20 protein-coding genes and 1 pseudogene are annotated in these 24534 nt (G+C 70.6%); 9 read left to right on the top strand and 12 right to left on the bottom strand.

The annotated features are described in order from the left end of the window. Positions 1-6: 6 nt before the first annotated feature. Positions 7-921 carry a hypothetical protein gene (locus FL311_RS06300; protein WP_141324032.1) on the bottom strand — a complete coding sequence of 305 codons (915 nt, stop codon included), beginning with the start codon at positions 919-921 and terminating at the stop codon, positions 7-9. After that, entirely contained in the window at positions 918-2753 is a 1836-nt protein-coding gene (locus tag FL311_RS06295) for a protein-arginine deiminase family protein (RefSeq protein ID WP_141324031.1), read from the bottom strand. Before FL311_RS06295 ends, FL311_RS06300 begins: the two co-directional genes overlap by 4 nt. A 163-nt stretch (positions 2754-2916) precedes the next feature. Between FL311_RS06295 and FL311_RS06290 the strand changes: the two genes are divergently transcribed. Next, on the top strand, positions 2917-4521 hold the full coding sequence (locus FL311_RS06290; protein ID WP_141324030.1) for a DUF1800 domain-containing protein: 1605 nt from the start codon (positions 2917-2919) through the stop codon (positions 4519-4521). A gap of 28 nt (positions 4522-4549) precedes the next feature. On the opposite strand, the gene FL311_RS06285 is transcribed toward FL311_RS06290, so the two are convergent. The 4 genes from FL311_RS06285 to FL311_RS06270 form a co-directional block, all read right to left on the bottom strand. Further along, the gene (locus tag FL311_RS06285; protein ID WP_141324029.1) at positions 4550-5128 is read right to left on the bottom strand and encodes a DUF1629 domain-containing protein; all 579 of its coding nucleotides are present in this window, start codon (positions 5126-5128) and stop codon (positions 4550-4552) included. 2 nt (positions 5129-5130) lie between these two features. Further along, a complete protein-coding gene (locus FL311_RS06280; protein ID WP_141324028.1) occupies positions 5131-6453 on the bottom strand; it encodes an AHH domain-containing protein in 1323 nt (440 codons plus the stop codon). Between the two features lie 246 nt (positions 6454-6699). Further along, positions 6700-11607 (bottom strand): alpha/beta fold hydrolase, encoded by a 4908-nt coding sequence (locus FL311_RS06275; protein ID WP_194869079.1) that lies wholly within the window; start codon positions 11605-11607, stop codon positions 6700-6702. A gap of 228 nt (positions 11608-11835) precedes the next feature. Then, on the bottom strand, positions 11836-12756 hold the full coding sequence (locus FL311_RS06270) for a LysR family transcriptional regulator (protein WP_141324026.1): 921 nt from the start codon (positions 12754-12756) through the stop codon (positions 11836-11838). Positions 12757-12881: 125 nt separating this feature from the next. On the opposite strand from FL311_RS06270, the gene FL311_RS06265 reads away from it, so the two are divergent. From FL311_RS06265 to FL311_RS06255, 3 genes are all read left to right on the top strand, one after another. Next, positions 12882-13565: a type 1 glutamine amidotransferase domain-containing protein gene (locus FL311_RS06265; protein WP_368668543.1), complete on the top strand. Its 684-nt coding sequence runs from the start codon at positions 12882-12884 to the stop codon at positions 13563-13565. Between the two features lie 138 nt (positions 13566-13703). Next, entirely contained in the window at positions 13704-14942 is a 1239-nt protein-coding gene (locus tag FL311_RS06260) for a DUF1501 domain-containing protein (protein WP_141324024.1), read from the top strand. Positions 14943-14993: 51 nt separating this feature from the next. Then, a complete protein-coding gene (locus tag FL311_RS06255) occupies positions 14994-15785 on the top strand; it encodes an alpha/beta hydrolase (RefSeq protein ID WP_228556704.1) in 792 nt (263 codons plus the stop codon). A gap of 20 nt (positions 15786-15805) precedes the next feature. On the opposite strand, the gene FL311_RS06250 is transcribed toward FL311_RS06255, so the two are convergent. The 4 genes from FL311_RS06250 to FL311_RS06235 form a co-directional block, all read right to left on the bottom strand. After that, complete coding sequence (locus FL311_RS06250; protein ID WP_228556703.1) at positions 15806-16246, bottom strand: CBS domain-containing protein; 441 nt, start codon at positions 16244-16246, stop codon at positions 15806-15808. Positions 16247-16346: 100 nt separating this feature from the next. Then, positions 16347-16880 carry an SRPBCC family protein gene (locus FL311_RS06245; protein ID WP_141324022.1) on the bottom strand — a complete coding sequence of 178 codons (534 nt, stop codon included), beginning with the start codon at positions 16878-16880 and terminating at the stop codon, positions 16347-16349. Next, positions 16873-17346, bottom strand: a complete 474-nt coding sequence (locus FL311_RS06240) for an SRPBCC domain-containing protein (protein WP_141324021.1) — start codon at positions 17344-17346, stop codon at positions 16873-16875. The genes FL311_RS06245 and FL311_RS06240 overlap by 8 nt, the downstream gene beginning before the upstream one ends. After that, complete coding sequence (locus FL311_RS06235; RefSeq protein ID WP_141324020.1) at positions 17343-17708, bottom strand: helix-turn-helix transcriptional regulator; 366 nt, start codon at positions 17706-17708, stop codon at positions 17343-17345. Before FL311_RS06235 ends, FL311_RS06240 begins: the two co-directional genes overlap by 4 nt. A gap of 96 nt (positions 17709-17804) precedes the next feature. Here FL311_RS06235 and FL311_RS06230 point away from each other — a divergent pair, with 96 nt between their 5' ends. The 3 genes from FL311_RS06230 (at position 17805) to FL311_RS06220 (ending at position 20537) form a co-directional block, all read left to right on the top strand. Then, entirely contained in the window at positions 17805-18689 is an 885-nt protein-coding gene (locus FL311_RS06230) for an S-methyl-5'-thioadenosine phosphorylase (RefSeq protein ID WP_141324019.1), read from the top strand. Then, positions 18686-19792 carry an S-methyl-5-thioribose-1-phosphate isomerase gene (gene mtnA, locus FL311_RS06225; protein ID WP_141324018.1) on the top strand — a complete coding sequence of 369 codons (1107 nt, stop codon included), beginning with the start codon at positions 18686-18688 and terminating at the stop codon, positions 19790-19792. The genes FL311_RS06230 and mtnA overlap by 4 nt, the downstream gene beginning before the upstream one ends. Positions 19793-19868: 76 nt before the next feature. Continuing rightward, positions 19869-20537, top strand: coding sequence for a class II aldolase/adducin family protein (locus FL311_RS06220; RefSeq protein ID WP_141324017.1), 669 nt, complete (start codon positions 19869-19871; stop codon positions 20535-20537). Here FL311_RS06220 and FL311_RS06215 read toward each other — a convergent pair. Then, positions 20518-21786 carry a metallophosphoesterase gene (locus FL311_RS06215; protein WP_141324016.1) on the bottom strand — a complete coding sequence of 423 codons (1269 nt, stop codon included), beginning with the start codon at positions 21784-21786 and terminating at the stop codon, positions 20518-20520. The two genes, FL311_RS06220 and FL311_RS06215, sit on opposite strands and share 20 nt — an antisense overlap. Before the next feature lie 169 nt (positions 21787-21955). Then, positions 21956-22492: an FHA domain-containing protein gene (locus FL311_RS06210; RefSeq protein ID WP_141324015.1), complete on the bottom strand. Its 537-nt coding sequence runs from the start codon at positions 22490-22492 to the stop codon at positions 21956-21958. A gap of 312 nt (positions 22493-22804) precedes the next feature. Between FL311_RS06210 and FL311_RS06205 the strand changes: the two genes are divergently transcribed. Next, positions 22805-23155, top strand: a complete 351-nt coding sequence (locus tag FL311_RS06205) for a hypothetical protein (protein WP_141324014.1) — start codon at positions 22805-22807, stop codon at positions 23153-23155. A gap of 158 nt (positions 23156-23313) precedes the next feature. Then, positions 23314-24534: pseudogene (locus FL311_RS06200) on the top strand (hypothetical protein); the annotation flags it as partial.

Genomic DNA, 24534 nt, shown 5'->3' with positions numbered 1-24534 from the left:
TGCCCTTCAGCGCAGCGGGTTGTCGACCACCTGCCGCTCCAGCGACTCCAGGCCCGCGCGCTGCGCATCTGGCATCCGCGTCCGGGCCGACTGGATGAGCGTGAGCGTCTCCGGTGCGTCCACGCGCAGCACCGCCTGGGTGAGGGCGCGCTGGGTGTCCCCCGAGGAGTCCGGCCACGCGTGGACCAGGGCCTCCGCGGCCACGCGGCGCACGGCGCCTTCTTCCTCCCGGTGCTTCATCTGCGGCGTCTTCCAGGCCCACGCGGAGCCGATGTCTCCCAGCGCCTGCGCGACACGGCGGGTGACCTCCGGCTCGGGCCGTGCCGCGAGCACCTCCGCCAGCCGCTGCGCCACCGTGAGCCTGCGGCAGGACCCCATGGCGCGCAGCACCGTGAGCCCGCGAGTGCCAGACTCGCGAGACAGCGTGATGAGCAGCGTCGCGGCCTCATCCGACTCCAGCTTCGCCAGCGCGGTCGCCGCCGCACGGCGCGCGGGACGTCGGGTCTCCGGACCTTCGAGCAGGTGCTTCCACAGGGGCAACAGCCGCGCGTCCCGCAGCTCGCCGGTGGCTTCAATCATCCCCACTTGAAGGGCCAGCTTCGCGGAGTCGCGCTCGGGCTGGGATGCCTGCCCCGTGTCGAACGCGAGCCGCTCCACCATGGGCCACAGTCCTTGGGGGCCGAGCTGGCGGAACAGCGGCGCGACGGCGGCGAGGGTCCCGCGCTTGCGCGCATCCCAGACGCCCACCTGGGCGACGGCCGCCTCCAGCCGCGTGAAGGCCTCGGGCGTCTGCTGACGCGCCTTCGCCACCTCCTCGCGCAGCGTGCCCAGGCCGTCCGTCTGCGCGAGGGCGGGCAGGGTGAGCAGCATCAACATCAACGACAGGGCGGCGCGCGGGCCGCGTGACAGCACGGAGCTCATCGGCCGCCCTCCCACCACTTCACGGGGGACGGGACGCGCGCGGCGTTCGTCGCGCAATGCACCTCACCACCCCCCACGTGGTAGAGGTCCCAGGTGTCGGACCAGTGCACGCGGATGCCGTGCGGTGCCAGGGCCTGCTCCAGTTGCGCCTTGAAGAGGTCCTTCCCGTCGATGACGGGGCCATGCGGGTCCGGCGCGATGACGAGCGAGCGAGACACCGACAGCAGGTTCACCGTGCCGGGCTGCAGCGCCGTCGCGCCGTGGGTTGAACCCTGGAAGAGGAAGGGCACGCGGACGAGCTCCGCGTCGGTGATTCCCGTCTCCTCTCGGAGCACGGCCAGCTGCTCCTCGATTTCGAGCGCGGCCATCGCGTTGGTGTCCATCACCCCGGCGTGGTCCAGCAGCGTCGACACCGTCATCTCCGCCGGCTGCTCCAGCACCCAGCGCTTGCCCTCGAAGAGCTTCGCCTCACCATGGCCCCGCGCCCGCGCGTCCATCAACATGCGCCGCGCCAGGGCCGGGTCAGCCACCAGGGCAATCCACCCGCGCGGCGAGTCCACCGGCAGGAAGCTCACCGTCTCATCCACGTGCGCCACGGCGAGCCACGACGTGTCCAGGTACACCACCGGCTGGACGGCCTGCGCGTCGAGCATCCGCGTGAAGCTCGGGTCCAGCTGGAAGTCCGGCTCGGAGTCAGGGCCCCTGCCGCGCAGCAGCCGGCCCAGCGGATACTTCACGCCGTCCTTCTCGTAGGGCGGGATGACCTCCGTGTTGCCCATGGAGTTGAGCGTCTGCGATTCGGGCGGCATACCCGACTGGTACTGCTGCACCGCCGCCTGGTCCCGGCCGCGCAGCCAGTAGACGATGCGTCCGGCCTCGCGCAGCGGCACCGGGCGCTCGTCCGCGTTGACGTTGGCCGAGCGGAGGTTGACCTGGATGACGTGCTGTCCGCCGCCCTCGGTGGGCAGCGCCATGTACGCGGGCTCGAAGTAGTCCTGGGCCCACAGGTCGTCCACCGCGAACTCGGAGAAGAGCGTGGGCTCCCTCGAGCTGACGAGCGCGCCGCCCAGGTCCTCGCGGAAGCGCGCCGACGCCTCGGTGTCCAGGCGCGACACGTAGACGTTGCGCACCGGCGTCAGGTGATGGAACAGCACCACGGGCGCCACGCGCATCATCACCGTGTCCCGGAACAGCTCCCGCGGCCGGTCCACGTGGTAGACGGTCAGCGTCACCTCCACGCGGCCATCCCACACCGCGGCGTCCCGGACGATGTCGTTCGCCTCGATGGCCAGGTCCACGCCCTCGCGCAAATCGCGGGCCGACAGCGGCAGCACGTTGGCGATGCGGAACGACAGGAACTCCCCATCCATGCGCTTGAACAGGCGCACCTTGTCCGAGCCCGCGCCCGTCACGGACACGCTGCCCACCGCGTAGCTCGGCGCTCCGGGCCACGGCGCGACACGCAGCCGCGCGAGGTCCTTCAAGTCCTCCTCGCCGTTGACCTCGGTGTCCTGGGCGTCGTTGCAGCCGGCGAGCTGCTCGTCGCTGAGCTGGGTGAAGGACGGACTGAAGGGACAGGCCTTCTGGTCGTCGTCGATGTTGGCCAGGAAGATGGCGCCACGCTCGGCGCTCCAGGTCTCCTCGCCGGCTTCGTCCCGCTCGTCGACCACGCCGTCGCGGTTGACGTCCGCGAGCAGGTCCACGTGCGGCTCGAACGGCGCTGTGAGCCGGTCCGAGTTGCTGCCGGTATCACCACCGGAATCGAAGAGGGCGGAGCACCCGCCGAGCATCACCAGCGAGAGCAGCCACCCCAGGGGCGCGGGGGTCTTCATCGTTGGCCTCCATACGAAAAGCAGCGGGGCTCGGGTACAAGCAACGGTTGGTGCGAGCCAGCAGGTGTTCAGGAGGCAAGGGATGTTTGACAGGGTGGGCGAGCAGGCATCTCGGAGCACGGGTCGTAACCTCGCGCGTGCTCGTGGGTTCTCGGGGGTATCCATGCGCCTCGTGTCCCTCGGTTTCCTGTCGGCCTTGCTGCTCTCGTGTGCGAGCACTTCACACCCGGCGCGGAGTGAGGCGCCTGTCGAGGGCTTCGGACCGGGCGCGGAGGTGCACCTGCTGCAGCGATGGGCCTTCGGTCCGTCGGCGCGGGAGCTGGCGGAGGTGCGTCGCCTGGGCGTGCGCGGTTGGGTGGAGGCGCGGCTCGTGCGTCGGGACGCGCCGATGTCGCCGGCGCTGGCCGGGAAGCTCCAGGCCCTGCCCACGTTGGAGATGTCGATGTCCCAGCTGCTCGACGCGTACCCGAACCGGAAGGAGCGGGAGCAGGCGCTCCTGGATGGCCGCGAGCTGGAGCGCCCGGCGCGAATCGGTGCGGAGCTCTCCGCGGCGAAGCTGCTGCGCGCCGTCGAGGGACCGAATCCGCTCGAGGAGGTGCTGGTGGACTTCTGGTTCAACCACTTCAACGTCTCCGCGGACAAGGGCGTGGTGCGGTGGATGGTGACGTCGTACGAGCGCGACGCCATCCGTCCGCATGTCTTCGGGCGCTTCCGGACGTTGCTCGGCGCCACGGCGCGCCACCCGGCGATGCTCGTCTATCTGGACAACTGGAGGAGCACGCGTGACGGCATGCCGGAGCGGGGCCGCGCGCGGAGGGACGTGGAGGACGAGGGCGAGGTGGAGATGGACGCCGAGCCCAGGCCGGGGCTCAACGAGAACTACGCGCGGGAGTTGCTGGAGCTGCACACGTTGGGCGTGGAGGGCGGCTACTCGCAGACGGACGTCCGCGAGGTGGCGCGGTGCTTCACGGGGTGGAGCGTGAAGAAGCCGCGCGAGGCGCCCGAGTTCATCTTCCGTCGTCGGGCGCATGACCCGGAGTCGAAGCGCGTGCTGGGACAGGAGCTCGCGGCGGGAGGTGGGGAGGCGGATGGGGAGCGGGTGTTGGACGTGCTCGCGCGGCATCCGTCCACGGCGCGGCATCTGGCGACGAAGCTGGCGCGGCGCTTCGTGTCGGACTCGCCGCCGCCGGCGCTGGTGGACCGGTTGGCGAAGGTGTTCCTCGACACGGACGGGGATTTGTCGTCGGTGTATCGCGCGCTGTTGGACGCGCCGGAGTTCTGGGCGCCCGAGGCGCGTGGGGCGAAGGTGAAGACACCCTTCGAGTTCGTGGTGTCCGCGTTGCGTGCGACGGGGGCGGAGGTGCAGGTGCATCCCCGGCTGGTGCAGGCGGTGGCGAAGATGGGGGAGCCCCTGTACCGGGCGCCTGCGCCCACGGGCTTCTCCGAGGTGGCGGCGCCGTGGGTGAACAGCGGCTCGCTGGTGGCGCGGCTGAACTTCGGGTTGGACCTGGTGTCCGGCAGGATGCCTGGAGCGCGCGTGGTGATGGAGACCGTCGCGTGGCCCGCCGCGCCCACGGCGGAGGCGTGGCTGGAGGCGCTCGGGCTCGCGCTCCTGGGCACACCGCCGTCGGAGGAGACGAAGGCGACGGTGCTCGACGCGCTCTCCCGCCGGAAGGAATCGGCGAGCGCCGAGGCGGAGCGAGGGCCCGTCGACGTGGCCCTCATCGCCGGCCTGCTGCTGGGCTCACCGGAGTTCCAGCGGCAGTAGGGGCCGCTCGTGCACGAGGTGGGACGACTCAAACCTCTTCGAACTTCGCACCGAAGACACCATTGGCCTCCAGTGCCTCCTTGAGCTCTTCGTCGACGATGATGGGCGTTGGCCAGCCCCACAGCCGGAACACGCGCGCTTCACCCACCTTCGCCCTGTCGATGCGCAGTCCGATGACGGACCGGTACTGCCCGACAAGCTCCGCGTGCAGTGGCTCATCCGCCGTGATGCGCTGTACCTCTCGGCATGCGGCATCATCGATGCCTCGAAGCTCCCGAGCCACGTTCAAGATGAAGTAGGGCTGGGATTGCCCCTCGACATCGACAGGGAAGAGCTGCACGTCATCCGAAGCCAGTTCGCGGAAGATGGAAGCGACACGCTCCCTGACGACGGGGGTCAGCCCCGCGCCCGCGAACCCGATGTCGAGAGGCTCCCCCGGCTGCTCGACTGGGACGCGCAGCCGCTCTCGAAGCTCGACAGGCTTTCCCTGTCCGAACATCCAGGGGTCTTCGAGCGGTTGGCCTCGGGCATCGACCAGGTCGTCCAAGCGCCAGCGTCCGCCCTTCAGGTAGACATCCATCTTCATGCTGAAGAAGCGTCGTTCCATGTCTATTCCTGGGACCCCTTCGTGATGAGGGTGCGCAGCACGGAGCCCTCCCTTACGAGTTCCCGAGCAATCTGGGCAAGTTCTTCCACCAGCAACGCCCGACAGCGCGCTGTTCCCCGGCACTGTCGCGTCATGCGCTCGATGCGCTCGAAGACGGCCTCGTGGTACTCGCGCGGGTGAGGGCCCTGGTGCCCTTTGATGCGCACGAGGTTCGCGGGGTCATCCAGCTTCATCCCCGCACGCTTGAAGACGCGTTCGAACTCCGGAGTCCAGGGGCCGCCGTTCACGTCGGAGACCGTGTTCTTGTCCGTGCAGATGTGATGCACGTTGCCTTCGGCGTCCCCCTGGATGCCCCCGACAGCGCCCACCACGGAGCCCGTCCCCTCGCCAGCTCCCATCGCGGTCGCGGCGACCGCGGTGGGCGCGAGCGTCACGTTGAGGACTCCCGCCGCGGAGACGGAGATGGCCTGGACCTCTCCGCCCAGCGCTCCCGCGAGCAGGAAGCCCCCTTCCAGTGGAGCGCGGCTCGCGGCCTGCGCGAAGCCCGGCAGCCTCGGGCCCTGGGCCGCCATCGCGCTCCTTCCTCCGAGCGCGGAGAGGGCAACCACCACCAGGACCCGAGCCCCGTTGTCGCCCAGCACCCTTCCGAATCGATGTCCGGCTCGTGCCAGTTCCTCGACGCTCATCGCGTCGCGGGACTCATCCATGAGGTGCAGGAAGCCCTGCCCGAGGTTCCAGACAGGTCCCGTTCCCAGGTAGGCAATCAGGGATGCGGTGAGGGCGACGGCCACCAGCTTCGTGATGGGCTCCGGAGCGACGAGCATCACGAGCGCCGTCCCGATCATCGTCGTCACCATGGCGCGCAAGGCCGCCGCGTTCACCATGTCTCGAATCGCTTCCTCGACGCCGTCCCAGACCGTATCGAGGGCGAAATAGAGCGCCATCATCCGCCGCTCCATGGGCCCGAGTGTCAGCCCGCCGGAAAGCATGCCCATGCAGGTGAGAGGCTCTGCCTGCCGCTGACAGATGCGCTCGTACGCTGAATGGGACTGCTGCCCGTGGACCCCATCGACGAGTCCTCCGGATGAAGCAAGCAGTGCGCGTGGGGCTCCTTGCTCCAGCTCGCGGAATGCGACATCCAGCTTCATGTCGAGCACGAGCTGGGTGACCGCGTGCTTGAATGCGTCTTCGTCCATCTCGACAGGTGCGGACTCGACGGGCGTGTAGGAGATAAGCCCTCCGCGCCCCGTGTCGAGATGGACAACGCGAGTCGATGCGCACCCACTCGCAAGCAGCAACAGCGCGACAACGCTTGAAGCTCTCATGTGACCCCCGGATTCGACCGCCAGCGAAGCGGCGAGCGAACCGGGGCATACCAGTTGCCACTGACGTCCTCAGAGATTCATCATCACTCATTCAACCTCGAAGGTTCATGGCCTATGTGGTCGATGACCGGCCGCAGACACATCGAGGCCGTGGTCCCACCAGTCACACAGGCGCACATACCCGCTGATGCGGGCACACCGGGAAAGTGGGCTCGTGCCGGCGCCGCGCCTCGAGCGGTCCGGCCGTCACTCCGCGGACGCGCCTTGCTGGAACCCCTCTCCTCGGGGCTTGAAGGGCGAGGCGCCACCCACGAGTTCATTCCGGGGCGGAGGGTTGCTCGTGGGGCACTCGACGCCGGAGAGGTAGTCGAGCCCGTGGAGGTCGTGGTTCTGGAGGAAGCGGCGGATGAGGTCGGCCATCTCCTCGGGACGCTCCATGAGGACCAGGTGGTCGGCCTCCCGGATGGTGGTGAACAGCGCGCCGGGAATCGTCGCGGCCAGGTTGCGCACGTGGGCCGGCGGAGTGAGCGGGTCGAACTCGCCGGTGAAGGCGAGGACGGGGCGCTTGAGGATGCGCAGGCTCGGGTCCCGGGCCTCGGCGATTAACCGGTTCTGCACGTCGGCGTAGCGCAGCGCCTCGCGCGGCGTGACGGCATGGAAGGCCTTCTCCACCAGCACCCGGGTGGCCTCCGCTTCACGCACGTGGTTGCGCGGGTCCTGGTTCATGGTCGCCTCCACCAGGCCCTGGACGAACGTGTCGAGCTCTCCCGCCAGGATCTGCTCGGCGCGGATGTCGATGCGCACGGCGGACTGGTCGGGGAGCTCCGTCGCCGCCCCCACCAGGATGAGGCGGTCGATGCTGTCCGGATAGCGGTGCGCGAACTCGTAGGCCGTCGAACCGCCGTAGGAGATGCCGATGACGTTGATGCGCGGATGCCCCAGGTGCGCGCGCAGGTGCTCCAGACAATCCGCGAGGAAGTCGAAGCCGAACTCCGGCGCCAGGTCGTCCGCCACGCCCGTGCCGGGCAGGTCCGCCATGATGAGCGTGCCGAGCGGATGCAGCAGGTGCTCGAGCTTCGGCAGCGCATACATGTCCTGGAAGGCGCCGCTGATGATGAGCAGCGGCGATTCGATGAGCGGCTTCTCGGGGCCCGGCACCACGCGGTAGGCGTAGCGCAGCCCCCGGAAGCTCACGAACTGCGTCTCGGACGTCGAGTCACCCGCGAGCAGCGCCGCCAGCGCGTTGACCGTGCGGCAGCGCAGCACCTCCGCCCAGCGGACCTCGCGCTCGAAGGCCGTCTCCAATGCACGGTGCAGCTGCGCCAGCTGGATGGAGTTGCCGCCCACATCGAAGAAGTCGTCGTCGACGCCGACCTCGGGTTGTCCGAGCGCGTCGGCGAAGAGGCGGCGAATCTTCCGCGTCGAGTCCGTCGCTTCCACCACGGGTTGGATGGCCTCGGTGGCCTCGGCCGCAGAGATGGAGACCGGAACCCCCGCCGCGTCCACGATGCGAATCGGCGCGAGGGAGATCTTCGCCAGCTCGACATGGCGCGAGGCGCCCCGAGCGACGATGCGGCGCAGCGCGCGCGGACGGCCGTCCAACCTCGCGCGGAAGTGATGTCCTCCCGAAAGGAACCCGACCCAGCTGACGGTGTGCGGCGCGGCGGCGGCGATGGCCAGCGACTCCAAAGCCTGCGCGGGCTCCATGATGGCGTGGCCCCGCGCCGCGGCCTGCCCCGTCACCTCCAGGTCCGCGGTGCGCTCATCGCGCCAGTAGCTCCAGCCGATGCTCTGGCAGACAGGCGCGTCCGCCGCCCCGCGGCTCTGTGCGTGACACTGCTCGGCGAAGGCGTCGAGCGTGGCGTTGCCGGCGGCATGCGCGCCCTGGAGCGCCCCACCCACGGCGCCGACGACCGAGGAGAACAGGATGAGGCGACAACCAGGGCGGTGCTTCGCGACGCGCCACAGACTCCATGCACCCGCGAGCTTCGGGTCCAGCGCGGCGGCCAGGTCTCCGGGCGCGAGCTGGAGCAAGGTCTTCTCCGCGTAGTGCCCCGCCAGGTGCAGCATCCTGTCGACCGGCCGCGACCAGTGCGCCTCCGCCTGCTCGATGGCGGCGCGCACGGCGTCCGCGTCTCCGACGTCGACGGCGCGATACAGCACCTCGCCTCGACTCCGCAGCGCCGCGAGGGCCGCGCGTGACACCTCGGGCAGGCCCGCCTCGGGCGTACGGCCGAGCAGCAGCACCCGGGCCTGGTACCGGGTGACGAGCCACTCGGTGAGGACCCGACCCACGTGACCCAGCCCCCCGGTGATGACAAACAGGCTGTTCGGCTCGAAGCCGGGCACGTCGATGAGCGAGCCCTCCGCGTGCGTGGGCACCATCCTCGCCACGTGGCGACCCTCCGCCCTCCAGGCGACGAGGGGCTCGACGCTGAGCGCATCGACCTCGGCCAGGATGCGGCGCGCGTTGCCCTCCGAATCTCCAGCGGGCAGGTCCACGTGGCTCGTGCGCAGCCAGGGCAGCTCATGCTGCGCGGTCGCCAGCAGGCCGCGCAGGGGCGCGTGATGCACGGCGACCCGGTCGTCCTCACCGACGCGCAGGCTGTGGCTGGCGATGACCTTCAACAGCACCTGCTCGGGCCGCTGCGCATCGAGCGCACCGAGCAGCGGGACGAGCCAGCCACACGCCCGCAGGCAGGCCTCGCGCTGCGCCTCGAAGGACTCGGGGACGCCCATCGCGGAGGGCGCGGAGAGGTGGAGGATGTGTCGGGGCAGCAGCCCCTCCTCGCGCAGCTGCTTGAAGAGCTGGAGGTGGTGGACCGGGTTCTCCACATCCAGGCGATAGCGGCGCGGTCCCTCTTGGATGAGCCCGGGCGTCGAGGCCGGGATGAGGGTGACATGCGGCTGGTCGCGACGCACCAGCTCCTGGCGGAGGGCCTCACCCAGTCGCGCGTCATCCTCGATGAGGAGCGCCACGGAGGTCCGCTCCGCGCCATGCACGTCGGTGTCCAGCGGCGCCGCGGGCCAGGTGGTCCGGTAGAACCACGCGGGCAGCCGCTCGTGCGTGTCCGAGCGGGGCTTCGCCGCCTCCAGCTTCGCCGCGTAGCGACTGGCGAGCTGCGTGCGCTGAATCTTGCCCAGGTCCGTCTTGGGGATGTCCGCGCGCTCGACGGGGACGAGGTGGTGGGGCTGGACGCCATGGTTCCTGGCCACCGCGGCGCGGATGCTGCGCAAGGCCTCCTGCTCGTTCGTGCCCGGCAGCAGGTGGAAGAAGAGCGCGAGCTGGTCCGTCGACGCTCCATTCAAGCGGAGCGCACACGCGGCGGTGAACGAGCGGTCGATGAACGGCAGCTCCTCCACGGTGGCTTCAATCTCGTGGCCGAAGTGGTTGGCGCCGTTGATGATGATGGTGTCGCGCGAGCGGCCGGTCAGCGTCAGGCGTCCGTCGCGCAGGAAGGCGCGGTCCCCCGTGCGGAACCAGCCATCCTGCGTGAAGGACTCGCGGTTGACGGCGTCGTTGTCGACATAGCCGCGCAGCACCGACGGCCCCTGGATCTGCAGGGCGCCAATCTCCCCCTCGGGCAGCACCTGGTCCTCGTCGTCCACGATGCGCAGTCGCACGCCCGGGATGGGCGGCCCGAGCGCGACGACGGAGTCCTCATCCGACGACGTGGAGAGGTTGAAGTCGGAGTGATAGGTGACGCCCGACGAAGTCTCCGACATCCCCCATGCCGGCCACATGGCGGAGTCGCGCAGGCCGTGGGGCGAAAGGGCCCGCAGGAACTCCCGGGCCGTCCTGGAGACGATGGCCTCGCCCCCGTTGACCAGGATGCGGACCCGGGAGAGGTCCCACCGCCGCGTCGACGGCTTGCGACCCAGCTCACCGACAATCAACCCGAAGGCGAAGTGGGGCGCCCAGCTCAGCGTGGCGCCGTGGCGCTCCATCCAATCGAGCCAGCGCAGGGGCTCGCCGAGGATGAGCTGCGTGGGGACATGCACCTCGGCGCAGGAGGAGAAGATGTCCCGGGTGTGGACCATCGCCAGGCTGCCGCCGTGCTCCAGCGGCATCCAGTGGAAGGACACGTCCTGGGGGCCCGTGTTCATCACCCGCGCGGTGCCACGAGCCTCGGTGAGGAGGGCCTTGTGGCTCAGGGGCACTGTCTTGGGCGTGCCCGTGCTGCCGGAGGTGAACAGGAGCAGCGTGATGTCGTCGGGCGTCGCGTCCAGGTGCGGCTTCGCCGGCTCATGGCGGGCGAGCTCCTCGACGGTGGCCGTCCTCACCGTGTGGCCGTGGCTCGTGGCGAACGCCTGGAGTGAGGCCTGTTGCGAGGCGTCGATGAGGACGAGGGGCTCGCGCAGCGCCTTCCAGGCCGCCAACAGCTTGCTCACCCCGGGAATCCCCTCGGCGTACTCGGCGGGAGTCGCGATGGGCGCGGGCACCAGGCCCGCGAGGATGCAGCCCCAGAACGCGGTGATGAAGTCGCGCGTCCCTGGCAACTGGAACATCACCCGCTGGCCCGCCGTGAGCCCCTCACTCCGCAGCCCTCCGGCGACTCGCAGGGCCCTCGACAGCAGCTCGCGGTAGGTGTCGGTCCGCTCCACGCCGTCCGCCTCGACGTGGACGATTCTCTGCTCCGGCGTCCGCGCCACCGCCGCGAGCAGGACCTCGGTCAACGTCCGCTCCGCGCCAGAAAGGGCCGGGCCACCGTCGGCGAGCGCTTCCCGGACCGAGTGTGCGGCAGTGCTCGTCGCGATGGCCGGAAGGTTGCTCCGGTCAACCATGGGGGAGGAGTCCGGCGCGCGTCGGAGCCTCAAGGCTCCGGGCGTGGAGTCCGCGTCGCCGACGGACACCTTGAAGTGTCCGGAGCCCAGCAGGGCGTCGACGACGCGTTGGCAGTGCATGACGAGTGTCTCGTCGAGCACCGCGAGGCCCAGGTCCTCCAGGTCACCTGGACGTCGCGAGGGTGGCAGGGCATGGACGAGGACGATGTCCAGGGGCCCGAGCTGTCGAGGACAGTGGGCGCGCAGGTGCTCGAGGACGGCTTGCTCGGTCAGGGGGCCTCGGGTGGCCACGTGGACCCGGAACCCATCCTGGACCGTCCCCGAGCTGGCGGTGCGAGGGGTGACGACACAATCCGCGACGGTCCTCATCTTCAAGACTGCGGCGCGAACGACGGCCTGCGTTTCGGGGTCCTGGTTCGACGACAACCGCATGGGCGCTCCCCCTCGAAGAATTTTGAGGGGGGATGGATAGGCAAGGCCTTGGGCACCGCCTACCGGTCCTGGCGTACGAGGCGGGTATCCGTGATTCCTTTCCAGACATGGCCGCGATGTGCCCCGTTTGAGATTCGACGCTCCAGCGGGCCGTGACAGAACCCTTCATGCACGCTGGACACGTCTGTCTTTCGCAAGGAGCCAGTCGCGGACCGCGAGGAATCGCGCGGTGGGCGCGGCGGCCTTTCGCCAGGCCACCCAGAGCGTGCCCGAGGGACGACGCGCTGCGCGTCGCGGTGCCTCGAGCGCTGTGACTCGGCCCTCGCGCAGTGCCGGCTGGACCAGGTAGTCGGGCAGCACCGCCAGCCCCACGCCCGCCTCCGCCAGCGCGAGCATCTCGTCGAGGTTGCCGATGCGGCAGACCACCTGTTCCGGCAGGGGCTCCTTCGCGCCGAAGGCCGCGCGCCACCAGGGCAGGAGCATGGCCAGGTCCGAGTCGAAGGCGACGAAGCGATGCGCGGCGAAGTCGCGGGCGCTCCTCGGTGTCCCCCAGCGCTTCAGGTAGCCGGGGGAGGCCACGGCGACGAACTGCTCCTGGGCCACCGGGTGCAGCTCCAGGCCCGGGGCCTCGGGCAACAGACCGACGATGCCCAGGTCCAGCTCGCCGTCGAGGAGCCTGCGCGCGACGCGGCTGGGGACATCGAAGCGGACGTCCAGTCGCAGCTCGGGATGCGCGGCCAGCAGGGACGGCAGCCGCGGGCGTAGCCAGTAGCGGAAGAAGGGCCAGGGGCCGCCCAGCGCCACCTCGCCGCGCACCACGCGATGCGTCTCGGAGGCCTCCTCCACGGCGGCATCCAGCGCGGGCAGGTGCTCTCCCAGTCGAGCGACGAGCGCCGCTCCGGCGGAGGTGAGCCGGGCCCTGCGTCCCACGCGCTCGAACAGCGCGACCCCCGTGTGTCGCTCGAGCGCCTTGAGCTGCTGTCCCACGGCGGACGCGGTGATGCCCAGTCGCGCCGCGGCGGCGGCGTGGGTCCCCGCGCGGCTGACTTCCCACAGCGTCCAGAGGGCTTCACGATTGCCAAGCATGGCTTGAGCTTATGTGAAGAAGCCCTCGGTTTTCTGGGCGGACCTCCAGGCGTATCCCTTTCGCCGTGGGGCCCCTCCTCGGGGGCCCGCGAGGGAGCCGTGTCATGGAAGAGATGCTGACCGCCGTGAAGGTCCTGTTGATTGTCACCAGCCACTCGCAGTTCGGGGACACGGGAGAGAAGACCGGCTTCTGGCTGGAGGAGCTGGCCGCGCCCTACGAGGCGTTCGTCAGCGCGGGGGCGCAGGTGGACATCGCCTCGCCGGAGGGCGGGGCCGCGCCGGTGGACCCTCGCAGCGAGAAGGAGCAGACCGAGTCCACGAAGGCGTTCCTGTCGGATGCGCGGGCGAAGAAGAAGCTGGCGAACACGCTCGAGCTCGCGAAGGTGAAGGACGCGTACGACGCGTACTTCGTCGTGGGCGGGCACGGCGTGATGTGGGACCTGTCGAAGCACGCACCCACCCACAAGCTGTTGTCCGCCGGGTACGCGCGGGGCGCGGTGGTGGCGGCGGTCTGCCACGGGCCCGCGGCGCTGGTGGGGGTGAAGGGGCCGGACGGGCAGCCGCTGGTGAAGGGCAAGCGCGTGGCGGGCTTCAGCAACGCGGAGGAGAAGGCGGCGAAGTTCGACGCCATCGTCCCGTTCGCGCTGGAGACGCGGCTGAAGGAGCTGGGAGCCCGCTACGAGTCGGGCCCCTTGTGGGAGAGCTTCGTCGTGGCCGACGGCCGGCTCGTCACCGGGCAGAACCCGGCGTCGTCCGCCGCCACCGCGCGCGAGGTGCTCCACCAACTGCGCGAGAAGAAGCAGCCCTGACGCAGGCTCGAGGCGGCGCCACCTGAACGATGTGCCGTCATGGGGGCGGAGGTGCGCTCGTAACTTCCGGACCGACCGGGTGTTGAATGGGCGGACCTCGCCGCCTCGCGAGGCCGACCACCCTGGAGTCCCAGCCGCATGCCCCAGTCCCTCTCTCGACGCCGTCTGCTGCATGCGCTGGGTCTGTCCGGAGCGGGGCTCCTGTTCACGCCAGGTCTCCTGCGTGGCGTCCAGGCGGCCACACCTCCTTCCAGGCGCACGTTGGTGACGGTGTTCCTCCGGGGCGGAGTGGACGGACTCTCGCTCGTCCCGCCTGTCGAGGACGCGGCCTACCACCGCGCGCGTCCCTCGCTCGCGCTGAAGTCCACGGGCGAGGGCGCCGCGCTGCCCCTGTCCTCACCCTTCGGCCTGCACCCACGTTTGGAGCCCCTGCTCCCGCTGTGGAAGGAAGGACAGCTCGCGGTGCTGCACGGCGTGGGACTGCCCACTCCGGTCCGCTCGCACTTCGATGCCCAGGACTTCGTGGAGTCCGGAACGCCGGGCCGCAAGTCGACGCCGGATGGTTGGCTCAACCGCGCGCTGGGCTCCGAGGCGCAAGTCCCCTCCGCGCCGCTGCGCGCCGTGGCGCTGCAGTCCACGCTGCCCCGAGCGCTCTTCGGTGACGCGGGCGCGCTGGCCATGGGGCGACTGGAGGAGTTCCGGCTGCGCGTGGGCAACCGAGGAGCACGGGCCACTCGCGGCTTCGAGGCGCTCTATGCCGGCGCCGTGGACGACGCGCTGCGGACCACGGGGCAGGGCGCCTTCGAGGCCCTCTCGCACCTGGACGAAGAGCAGCTCGCCCGGCTGCCGCCCACCTCCGGCGTCGAGTACCCACGCGCACCCCTGGGCCAGCGACTGGCGGACATCGCCCGGCTCATCAAGGGCGACGTGGGCCTGGAGGTCGCCGCCACGGAGATGGGCGGCTGGGACACCCACGCGGCGCAGGGCGCGGCCACGGGCACCTTCGCCAATCGCTGCGCGGAGCTGTCCGGCGCGCTGTCCGCCTTCGCGCGCGACCTGGGCCCACGGCTCGAGCACGTGACGGTGGTGGTCCTGACGGAGTTCGGCCGCACCGTGCGGGAGAACGGCAGCCGAGGCACGGACCACGGCGTCGGGAGCGCGATGCTCGTGCTCGGCGGCGGCGTGCGCGGAGGGCGGGTGTATGGCCGCTTCGAGCCCCTGACCGCGGACCGGCTCCAGGACGGCCGGGACGTGCCCGCGTGGACCGACGTGAGAGCCCCGCTGTCGGAGGCCCTGCGCGCCTGCCGCCCTGGCGTGGACCTGACCCGGGTGTTTCCGGGGTACCCCCCCGGTACTCCGCTGGGCCTGTTCACATAGCGCGGTCCGGAATGGGGCAGACTGGGCGGGGCCATGGTCCGCCTCCGCCGCATGCTCACCCTCCTCCTCTCCGTCTTCGCGGTCCTCTATGTCGCGCTGTGCGTCGCGGCCTTCGCGTTCCAGCGCTCGCTGCTCTTCCCCGCGCCGAAGTCCTCCACGGCGCTGCCCGCGGCGGACGGCTTCAGCCGGCTGCCATTGAGCGAAGGGGCCTACGTGGACCTGCTCCAGCTGCCAGGGTCCGAGGGCGCGCCGACGGTGGTGCACTTCCACGGCAACGGGGAGCAGCTCCTCGACCAGCTCGACCTGGGCCTGTTCCTCCAGTCGAACGGCCTGGGCTTCCTGGCCGTCGAGTACCCGGGCTACGGCGCCTCCCCCGGAGCGCCCTCCGAGCAGGGCATCTACGCGGCGGCGGAGGCCGCGCTCGCGCTGCTGCGCACCCAGGGCGTCCCGCCGGAGCGCACGGTGCTCAGCGGCCGCAGCCTGGGCACGGGCGTGGCGGTGGAGATGGCGCGCCGGGGCCACGGCGCACGCATCATGCTGGTGGCGCCCTACACCTCCATCCCCGACATGGCGGCGACGATGCTGCCCTTCCTCCCCACCTCGCTGCTCGTGAGGGACCGCTTCGACACCCTGTCGAAGGCCCAGGGGCTCGACCTGCCGGTGCTCATCATCCACGGTGAGCAGGACACCCTCATCCCGGTGGAGATGGGGCGCCAGCTGGGTACCCGCTTCCCTCGAGCCACGGTGGTGACGGTGCCGGACGCGGGGCACAACGACGTGCTGGAGCGCTCGGGGCCGGACCGCGTGCGGCGCATGGCCGCGTTCGCGCTCGGCGGCGACTGAGGCTCCAGCGCGCGCCGTCGTCAGTGCACCTGCGACGCGGACTGCGTGTCGACGGAGACCTCGCGCATCAGCTCGGCGGTCTCCTCCGCGCCCAGACGCTCCACCAGGTCCGCCTGCGCCACCATGCCGCAGACGGTGTTGTCGTCGTCGAGCACCACCATGCGCCGCACCTGGTTCTGCTCCATCAACGCCAGGCAGTCCTCCAGCGTGGTGTCGCGGTACACGGTGGCCGCGGGCGCGCTCATCGCCGCCGTCACGTCCAGCATGTAGGGGTCCTTCCCCTTGGCGATGATGCGGCAGGTGATGTCCCGGTCCGTGATGATGCCCAGCGGCCGGTTGTCGACGTCGATGACGGGCAGGGCTCCACAATCACACTCGACCATCCAACGCGCCGCCTGTTCGATGCCCGTGTCGGGCAGACAGGTGACGGGATTGGCGGTCATGGCTTCTTCGACCTTCATGGCGACCTCCCAGGGAGAATGCGTCTCCCAGGAAGGTGCGCCTCGACGTCGCGAGCCGCGGCGGGCAACGGGGCGAGGGCCCGTCACGCGCCCGAGGACTTCAATCCAGGGGGAAGCGCTCCTCGTACTCGGCCTCCAGGCGTGCGTGGGTGGACCAGAAGCCGCGAGGCGTCCGTCCTCGCAGCTGGTCCTCGAGGATGCCCAGGTGGGTGTCCCAGCCGCTCGCGACGCTGACGCGGTCGGCGCGCGTGACGAGGCGACGGTGGGTGACGACGAGCAGCACGTCCTCGCCCCGGGCGCTCAGCTCGAAGGTGACCTCGGAAGGGGCGCCCGTCTGCTCGGCCCAGGTGTAGCTCAGCACGTGCGGCGGCTCGCATCGCAGGACGCGGCCCGTGTGCCGATGTCCGTCGCGCATCACCTGATAGCGCTGGGGCACCGGCTCGTGGGAGAGGTTGGCGTGCTGGAAACGCAGCTCGACGCTTCCGCCCTCGCGCAGCTCCATGTCCCCGGCGGCGAGCCACTTCCCGCGCAGCTCCGGGTCCGTGAGGAACGCCCACACCCGCTCCATCGGCCCCGGCAGCACGCGCTCGAGGCGCACCGTCTGGGGCTCGGTCACGACGCCGTGCTCAGCCATGGCGCGGGGCCTCCACGGTGAGCTCGCGCGCCAGCGTGGTGAGCATGGTGGCCCAGCCCGCTTGCGTGCGGTCCGCGTACTCCGCCCACGTGTCCGACATGACGTGCGTCAAGGTCAGCTCACAGCCCGAGTCCCTCGGCCGGAAGTCCAGGGTGACGCGGCTGATGTTCTCCTCGCTCATCGTCTCCTCGCGGATGGCCCACGTGAAGACCAGCCGCTGGGGACGGGCCATCTCCAGATAGGTCCCGATGTGGTCGATGTCCTGCCCCTGCCTGCGCACGAGGAAGGAGAAGCCGCCGCCCACGCGCGCGTCGACGCGCAGGTGCACCACCTCCTCGTCGCGCACCCCCGGGCCCCACATCCACCGGCCGAGCGTCTCGGGGCTCAGCCACGCGTCGAAGACACGCTCGGCGCTGGCGGGGAAGAAGCGGGTGAGCTGGACCTGGACCGTCTTCGAGGGGTTCACCGGGTGCGTCCTTTCTTGGGGGAAGGGGGCGTGGGAGCCTCGCCGCGCAGCAGGCTCTCCAGCATGTCGAGCCGCTCGCTCCAGAAGCGCTCGTAGTAGCGAATCCAGTCCTGCGCGTCCGACAGCGGCCGGGCGTTGAGCCGGCAGACGTGCGTGCGGCCCTTCACCTCGCGGTGCACCAGCCCCGCACGCTCCAGCACCTTGATGTGCTTGGACGCCGCGGCCAGGGACATCTGGAAGGGCGCCGCCAGCTCTCCGACGCTGCGCTCGTGCACCGACAGGTTGCGCAGCATCGCCCGACGTGTCGGGTCGGACAGCGCATGGAAGGTGTGGTCGAGCTGGCTCGCGTTTTGTTCAACCATAAGGTTGAATATAGGGCGCCGCGTGACGCTGTCAACCCACGTGGGCCGCGGGGAGGCTGGTACGCTGGCGGCGTCCCTCGACTCCGGAGAAGACCCATGTCCCGAGCCCCCGCGCCCGTCATCGGCATCATCGGTGGCAGTGGCCTGTACCAGATGGATGGCCTGAAGGACGTCACGTGGAGGAAGGTGTCCTCGCCCTTCGGCGAGCCCTCCGACGAGCTGTGCTTCGGCACGCTCGAGGGCACCCAGGTCGTGTTCCTGCCCCGCCATGGACGTGGGCATCGCCTCGCCCCGAGCGACATCGACTTCCGGGCGAACATCGACGCGCTCAAGCGCAGCGGGGTGACGGACCTCTTGTCGCTGTCCGCGGTGGGCAGCCTGCGCGAGGACCTGCCGCCGGGCACCTTCGTGGTGGTGGACCAGTTCGTGGACCGCACCTTCGCGCGGGAGAAGAGCTTCTTCGGCACGGGGCTGGTGGCGCACGTGTCCATGGCGAAGCCCACGTGCTCGCGCTTGGGGGATGCGGTGGTGGCCGCGTGCGACGCGCTGGGCGTGGCCGCGCACCGGGGCGGCACCTATCTGGCGATGGAGGGGCCGCAGTTCTCCTCGCTCGCGGAGAGCCGGCTGTACCGGACGTGGGGCTGTGACGTCATCGGCATGACGAACATGCCGGAGGCCAAGCTCGCCCGTGAGGCGGAGCTCTGTTACGCGACGGTGGCCATGGTGACGGACTTCGACTGCTGGCACCCCGAGCACGACGCCGTCACCGTGGACCAGGTCGTCTCCGTGCTGGTGGGCAACGCGGGCAAGGCGCGCTCGCTGGTGAAGCAGGTGGTGCCGCTGCTCGGAGGACACGAGGGGCCCTGTCGGCAGGGGTGTCAGCGCGCGCTGGAGCACGCGCTCATCACCGCGCCGGAGGCCCGCGACGCGGCGATGGTGGAGAAGCTGTCCTCGGTGGCCGGACGGGTGCTCGGGCGATGAAGGTCCACGGCAAGCCCACCCGCGCCGTCTGGCTGGAGCCGGATGCCCGCGCGGTGGGCATCATCGACCAGACGCGGCTGCCCCACGCCTTCGTCACCGCGCGACTGGAGACGCTGGACGAGGCCGCGCACGCCATCCGCGCGATGCGGGTGCGGGGCGCGCCGCTCATCGGCGCGACGGCCGCCTATGGGGTCTGGCTGGCCTTGCGCGCGGATGCCTCCGACGCGGCGCTGACGCGGGCCCTCGCGGTGTTGGGCGAGACGCGGCCCACCGCCGTCAACCTGCACTGGGCGCTGGAGGAGATGCGCCGCGTGTTGACGCCGCTGCCCCCTGTCGAGCGCGTGGAGGCGGCGAAGCGGCGCGCGGCGGAACTGTGCGACGAGGACGTGGCCATCAACCGCGCGCTGGGGGAGCACGGCCTGAAGCTCCTGGAGGCCGCGTGGGAGAAGAAGGGGAGGAAGGGGCGGCTGGAGGTGCTCACCCACTGCAATGCGGGGTGGCTCGCGACGGTGGACTTCGGCACCGCGCTGTCGCCCATCTACCTGGCGCACGACGCGGGCCTGCCCGTGCATGTCTGGGTGGACGAGACGCGCCCGCGCAATCAGGGCTCGCAGCTGACGGCGTGGGAGCTGGGGCAGCACGGCGTCCCGCACACCGTCATCGCCGACAACGTGGGGGGCCACCTCATGCAGCACGGGCAGGTGGACCTGTGCATCGTCGGCACGGACCGCACCACGGCCCAGGGGGATGTGGCGAACAAGATTGGCACCTATCTCAAGGCGCTCGCGGCGAAGGACAACGGCGTGCCTTTCTATGTGGCCTTGCCCTCGCCCACCATCGACTGGCGCCTGCGCGACGGCGTGCGAGGGATTCCCATCGAGCAGCGCGAGGGCTCCGAATTGAGCGACGTCACGGGCCGGCTCGCCTCGGGGGAGGTGGCCACGGTGCGGGTGACACCGGAGGGCAGCCCCTGCGCCAACTACGCCTTCGATGTGACGCCCGCGCGATTGGTGACGGCGCTCATCACCGAGCGGGGCGTGTGTCCGGCGAGTGAGGCGGGCCTGCGCTCGCTGTTCCCGGAGCGCGCGGAGGTGGGGCCGTGAAGGACGTGCAAGGCGTATGTTCGACGAGCCAGGACGGCCTGCGCTCGCTCCTCCCGGAGCTCGCGAGGATGGGCTCATGAAGGACGAGCGCGTCGTGCGAGAGGCGATGATTGCCACCTGCCGCAAGATGAACGCGGCGGGGCTCAACCAGGGCACGAGCGGCAACTTGAGCGTGCGCGTGGACGGGGGCTTCCTGCTGACGCCCACCGGCATGGACTACGAAGTGCTGATGCCCCAGGACATGGTCCTCATGCGCATGGATGGAAGCCACGATGGCCCCCGGCGTCCGTCGTCCGAGTGGCAGCTCCACCGGGACATCCTGGAGGCCCGTCCGGAGGTGGGCGCGGTGCTGCACGCGCACTCCATGTTCAGCACCACGCTGGCGTGTCTGCGCCGAGGCATCCCGGCCTTCCACTACATGGTCTGCGCGGCGGGCGGCGTCGACGTGCGGTGCGCGCCGTACGCCACCTTCGGCACCGCGGAGCTGGCGCGAAACGTCCTGGACGCGCTGGAGGGCCGCAAGGCGTGCCTGATGGCGAACCACGGCATGCTGGCGCTGGGGCGGGACCTGCCCTCGGCCTTCAAGCTGGCGGTGGAGGTGGAGACGCTCGCGGCCATGTACTGGCGAGCGCTCCAGGTGGGCGAGCCCGTGCTGCTCGACGACGCGGAGATGGCGCGCGTGCTGGACAAGTTCAAGACCTACGGCCAGCAGTCCGCGCCAGTCCTCACGCCGAGCGGAGCGTGAGCACCGTCACCTCGGGCGGGACGCCCAGGCGGAAGGGCAGCCAGTGTCCGGTGCCGCCGGACACGTAGAGCTGGTGGTCGCCCCGGCGGTAGCGGCCCAGCATGTACTGGAAGGCGAAGAAGAAGAACGGCATCCCGAAGAAGGCCACCTGGCCACCGTGGGTGTGGCCCGCCAGCGTCAGCCGCGCCCCGCGCTCGGCGGCGTGGTCGAAGAAGTCCGGGTGGTGCGTGATGCACAGCACCACCTCGTCGGGAGAGACGCCCTGGAAGGCCTGCTCGGCGGACTGCTTCATGCGCGCGGCCTTCACGCGGTGGCTGCGGCCGGACATGGGGTAGTCCACGCCCACCACGCGCACGCGCTGACCGCCGTGCTCGAAGGTGTGGGACTCGTCCACGAGCAGGCGCACCGGGCCGCCGCGTGACTGGGACTTCGCGTAGGCCCCGACGACCTCGTCCAGCCCGCGCCAGTGCTCGTGGTTGCCGAGCACCGCCAGCATGCCGTGCGGCGCGCGGCACTCCTCCAGCGCGGCCATGGTGGCGTCGAGCTGGTCCAGGTCATCGATGAGGTCCCCCGTCATCACCTGGAGGTCCACCTTGGCCTCGTTCATCGCGGCCACGGTGTCGCGCAGGTACTGGGTGTCGATGAAGGTGCCCACATGCACGTCGGTAATCTGGCCGATGCGGAACCCATCCAGCGCGGCGGGCAGGCCGGGCAGGCGCACCTCCACCGACTCCACCTTGAAGCCCATGGAGCCGCTGGCCAGGCCCGCCGTGCTCGTCCCCACGGCGAGCAGCGGCACCGCGCGCCCCGCGTTCGTCAGGAGGTTGCGCCGGCTCATCCTCGCGGACGTCAGCGACTCCAGGGCGCTGGCCTGCGTGGAGTGGGTGGCGGGTGTTCCGCTGGGGACGGACTCGGGGACCTCGGGGACCGGGGCCTGGGTCGTCATGACGTCAGGGGAGGCCTTCGCCCGGGCGCGGCGGTCCATCCACCGGCGCAGCAGGGCCAGGGGGCCGCCGACGAGGAAGATGATGATGGCGGAGATGGACCAGCCCGTGGCGAGGATGCGCAGCAGGGCGGGGACCTCGGCGGTGCGTCCGGCGATGGCGGGCACCAGCCAGACGGCCAGGGACAGCGCCGAGCCGCCGAGCAACACCCACCGGCGCCACCCTCGCGCCATCGCGGGCCAGAACGACTTCAGGACGGTCCAGGCGACCACGTAGACCAGGAGGAGAAGCAACGGCCTGACCATCAACACGCTCCCAAGCGCACGAGAACCGCAGTCATAGCGCCGGGCCGCATGCCCCGCCGCACGAAGTGGCTGAATGTAGGTGATGCCCCTGTCACCGAGGCTCGCCTGGGCGCCAGGGCGTCCTCCCTACGTCCGCGCGGCCCGGGACATTCCCCAGGGCGTGTGGGCTTCAGCCCCGGGCGCCGGGGCTGGCCATGCGCAGGTGCGCGTGCAGCGTCTCGGTGCGCAGGTAGAGGAACTGGGCATCGCCGAAACCCAGCGCGTCGCCATCCGTGAGCAGCACGTCCTGCTCGGGCGTCAGCGCGGCGGTGTTGACCCAGGTCCCGTTCATCGAGCCCACGTCCCGGACCGAGCAGTCCCCCGCCGAGGCGTGCCACTTGAGCGTGGCGTGGTGCTTGGACACGGACGGGTCCGGGACGATGAGCGTGCAGCCCTCCATCCGTCCCACGGTGAGCTCCTGCCCGTCCGCGGCCGGACGCAGGAAGTGGACCTCCAGCGCGTCGAAGCCGCGCAGCATGACGAAGAGCCGGTCCACCAGCCGGGTGCGGTGCGCCATGCCCACGGTGCGCGCCTCGCCCAGCCGCATCGCCACCTGTTGGAAGACGGGCTCGGGCGGCTGTTGGACGAGGACCACGGGCCCGGAGGCGTCGAGGAAGGCTTCCAGGGTTGCCAGGGCGAACGGGCGCAGTTGCTTCACGGACGGCATGGTGGCCGCAACCTACCCCGAAGCCGCGGGCCCTGGCGCGCACCCGCACGCACCCGGCCGCCGCCGTCCACCAGCGAACGCTCCCACGTGAGCACATGGAGCGGGTTTGGTCCGGGTTCTCCGGAAGGTTTCCATGGAGGCACGCGCGAGGCTCAATCCCTGCGCAGTGATTGCGAGTGACTGTAATCCCAGACCCGAGACGAGGCTGGAAACATTTCAGCTAGTGGCTATCAACGATGGAGAAGGCTCGACACTCATTGCATATCCGCCCACGGAGCTCGGGTCGGTGGGCTCCATCACCAGGAGAAGCGCATGAAGGCACTGTCATTCGTGATGGTCGCGGCTGTTTCCATGGGCGTGCTCGCCGGTTGTGGCGAGGGCACCACGCCGGAGGCGACAGTCGACGACAAGGGGCCCCGGTACGAGGCCACGCTGAACGACGGGAGGTCCGTGTTCGTGCGGGACGCCTCGGGCGAGAGCAACGTGAGCGCCCAGGCCATCGAAGGTGAGCGCACCGTCACCCAGGCCGCGTGTTGGGTGACGTTGCAGTGGTGCAGCGAGCCGGGCACCGGCGACATCGTCTGCACCCAGAACGGCGGCTGCACGACGGCGCAGTTCATCGCCGCGTGTATCTCGCTCGCCGAGGATATCTGCGGAATCTGATACATCCGTGGAAGCTCAGCGTCAGCCCCAGGTGAGGGCTGACGCTGCATGGCGGTGCGTGGCGCGGTGTGTCGTGAGATGAGGCTTTGCGCTCGCGGCGTGTCCGGTGACACTCGCGTGACACAGACATTTGTGTTCGCGCGAGGAGCGTCCAAGCCATGTGGGAGCGAATGAGGAAGCACGGCGCCTGGGTGTTGGCGGCGTCGTTGTTGGCGTTGAGCGGGTGCTCGGACTCGGACGATGACCAGCCGACGCCGGACGCCGGGGCGCAGCCCGACTCGGGGACACCGGATGCGGGGGCCCCGGACTCGGGCTCGGAGCTGCCGCCGCTGCAGGTGCCGGAGGGCTGCAACCCGCTGGCGTCCGAGCATGACTGCCTGTTGCCGTATCCCTCGGACTACTTCCTGAAGGAGGACGCGGCGCTGCCGTCGGGGCACCGGGTGACGCTGAGCGCGGCCGCGAAGCTGAAGACGCGGGATGGGACGCCGTTCGACTTCACGGACCTGCATCCGGCGGATGGGTATTCGCATGGCACGCAGATGCTGGCGCTGTTCCCGGGCGGGGTGGATGACACGGGGCTGCCCCCGGTGACGCGGCCCACGGAGGCGACGTCGGGGAGCACGGTGTTGCTGGAGGCGGAAGCCGGCACGGGCGTGCTGCACTTCGCGGAGCTGGACCCTCGGGCGGCGGCGGACGCGCGGCGGGCGCTGCTGGTGCGGCCGGCGGTGCGGCTGAAGGGTGGGACGCGCTACATCGTGGCGCTGCGCGGGCTGAAGGCGAAGGACGGCGCGCCGGTGCCGGTGCCGGAGGGCTTCCGCCGCATCCGGGATGGACAGACGGCGGGGGATGCGCTGCTGGCGCCGCTGGCCCGGCGCTACGAGGCGGACATCTTCCCGGCGCTGGAGGCGGCGGGAGTGCCGCGCGCGGAGCTGCAGCTGGCGTGGGACTTCACGACGGAGACCGAGGAGAACGTCACGCGGGACATGTTGGACGTGCGTCGGCTGGCGATGGAGGCGATGGAGGCCACGCCGCCGGTGGTGACGGTGACGGAGGTGACGAACGACGTGGACGCGAACATCGCGCGTCGCATCAGGGGGACGCTGCGGGTGCCGCTGTTCATGGAGACGGCGCAGCCCGGAGCGCTGCTGGCGCGGGATGCCGAGGGGCGGGTGCGGCGCAATGGCGAGGCGGAGGTGCCCTTCACGCTGCAGATTCCCCGGAGTGTCTGGGGGCAGGGCGTGGCGCCGGTGCGGCTGCTCCAGTACGGGCACGGCTTCTTCGGCGGGCAGGGTGAGGCGGACGGCTCGTTCGTGCGGCCGTTCGTGCAGGCGACGCGGATGGTGGTGGTGACGGTGGACTGGTGGGGGATGTCGCAGGCG

Source organism: Myxococcus sp. AB025B (genome assembly GCF_006518215.1).
Lineage (GTDB): Bacteria > Myxococcota > Myxococcia > Myxococcales > Myxococcaceae > Myxococcus > Myxococcus fulvus.
The sequence above is the reverse complement of the archived record's forward strand: the minus strand, read 5'-3'. Positions and strand labels throughout refer to the sequence as shown.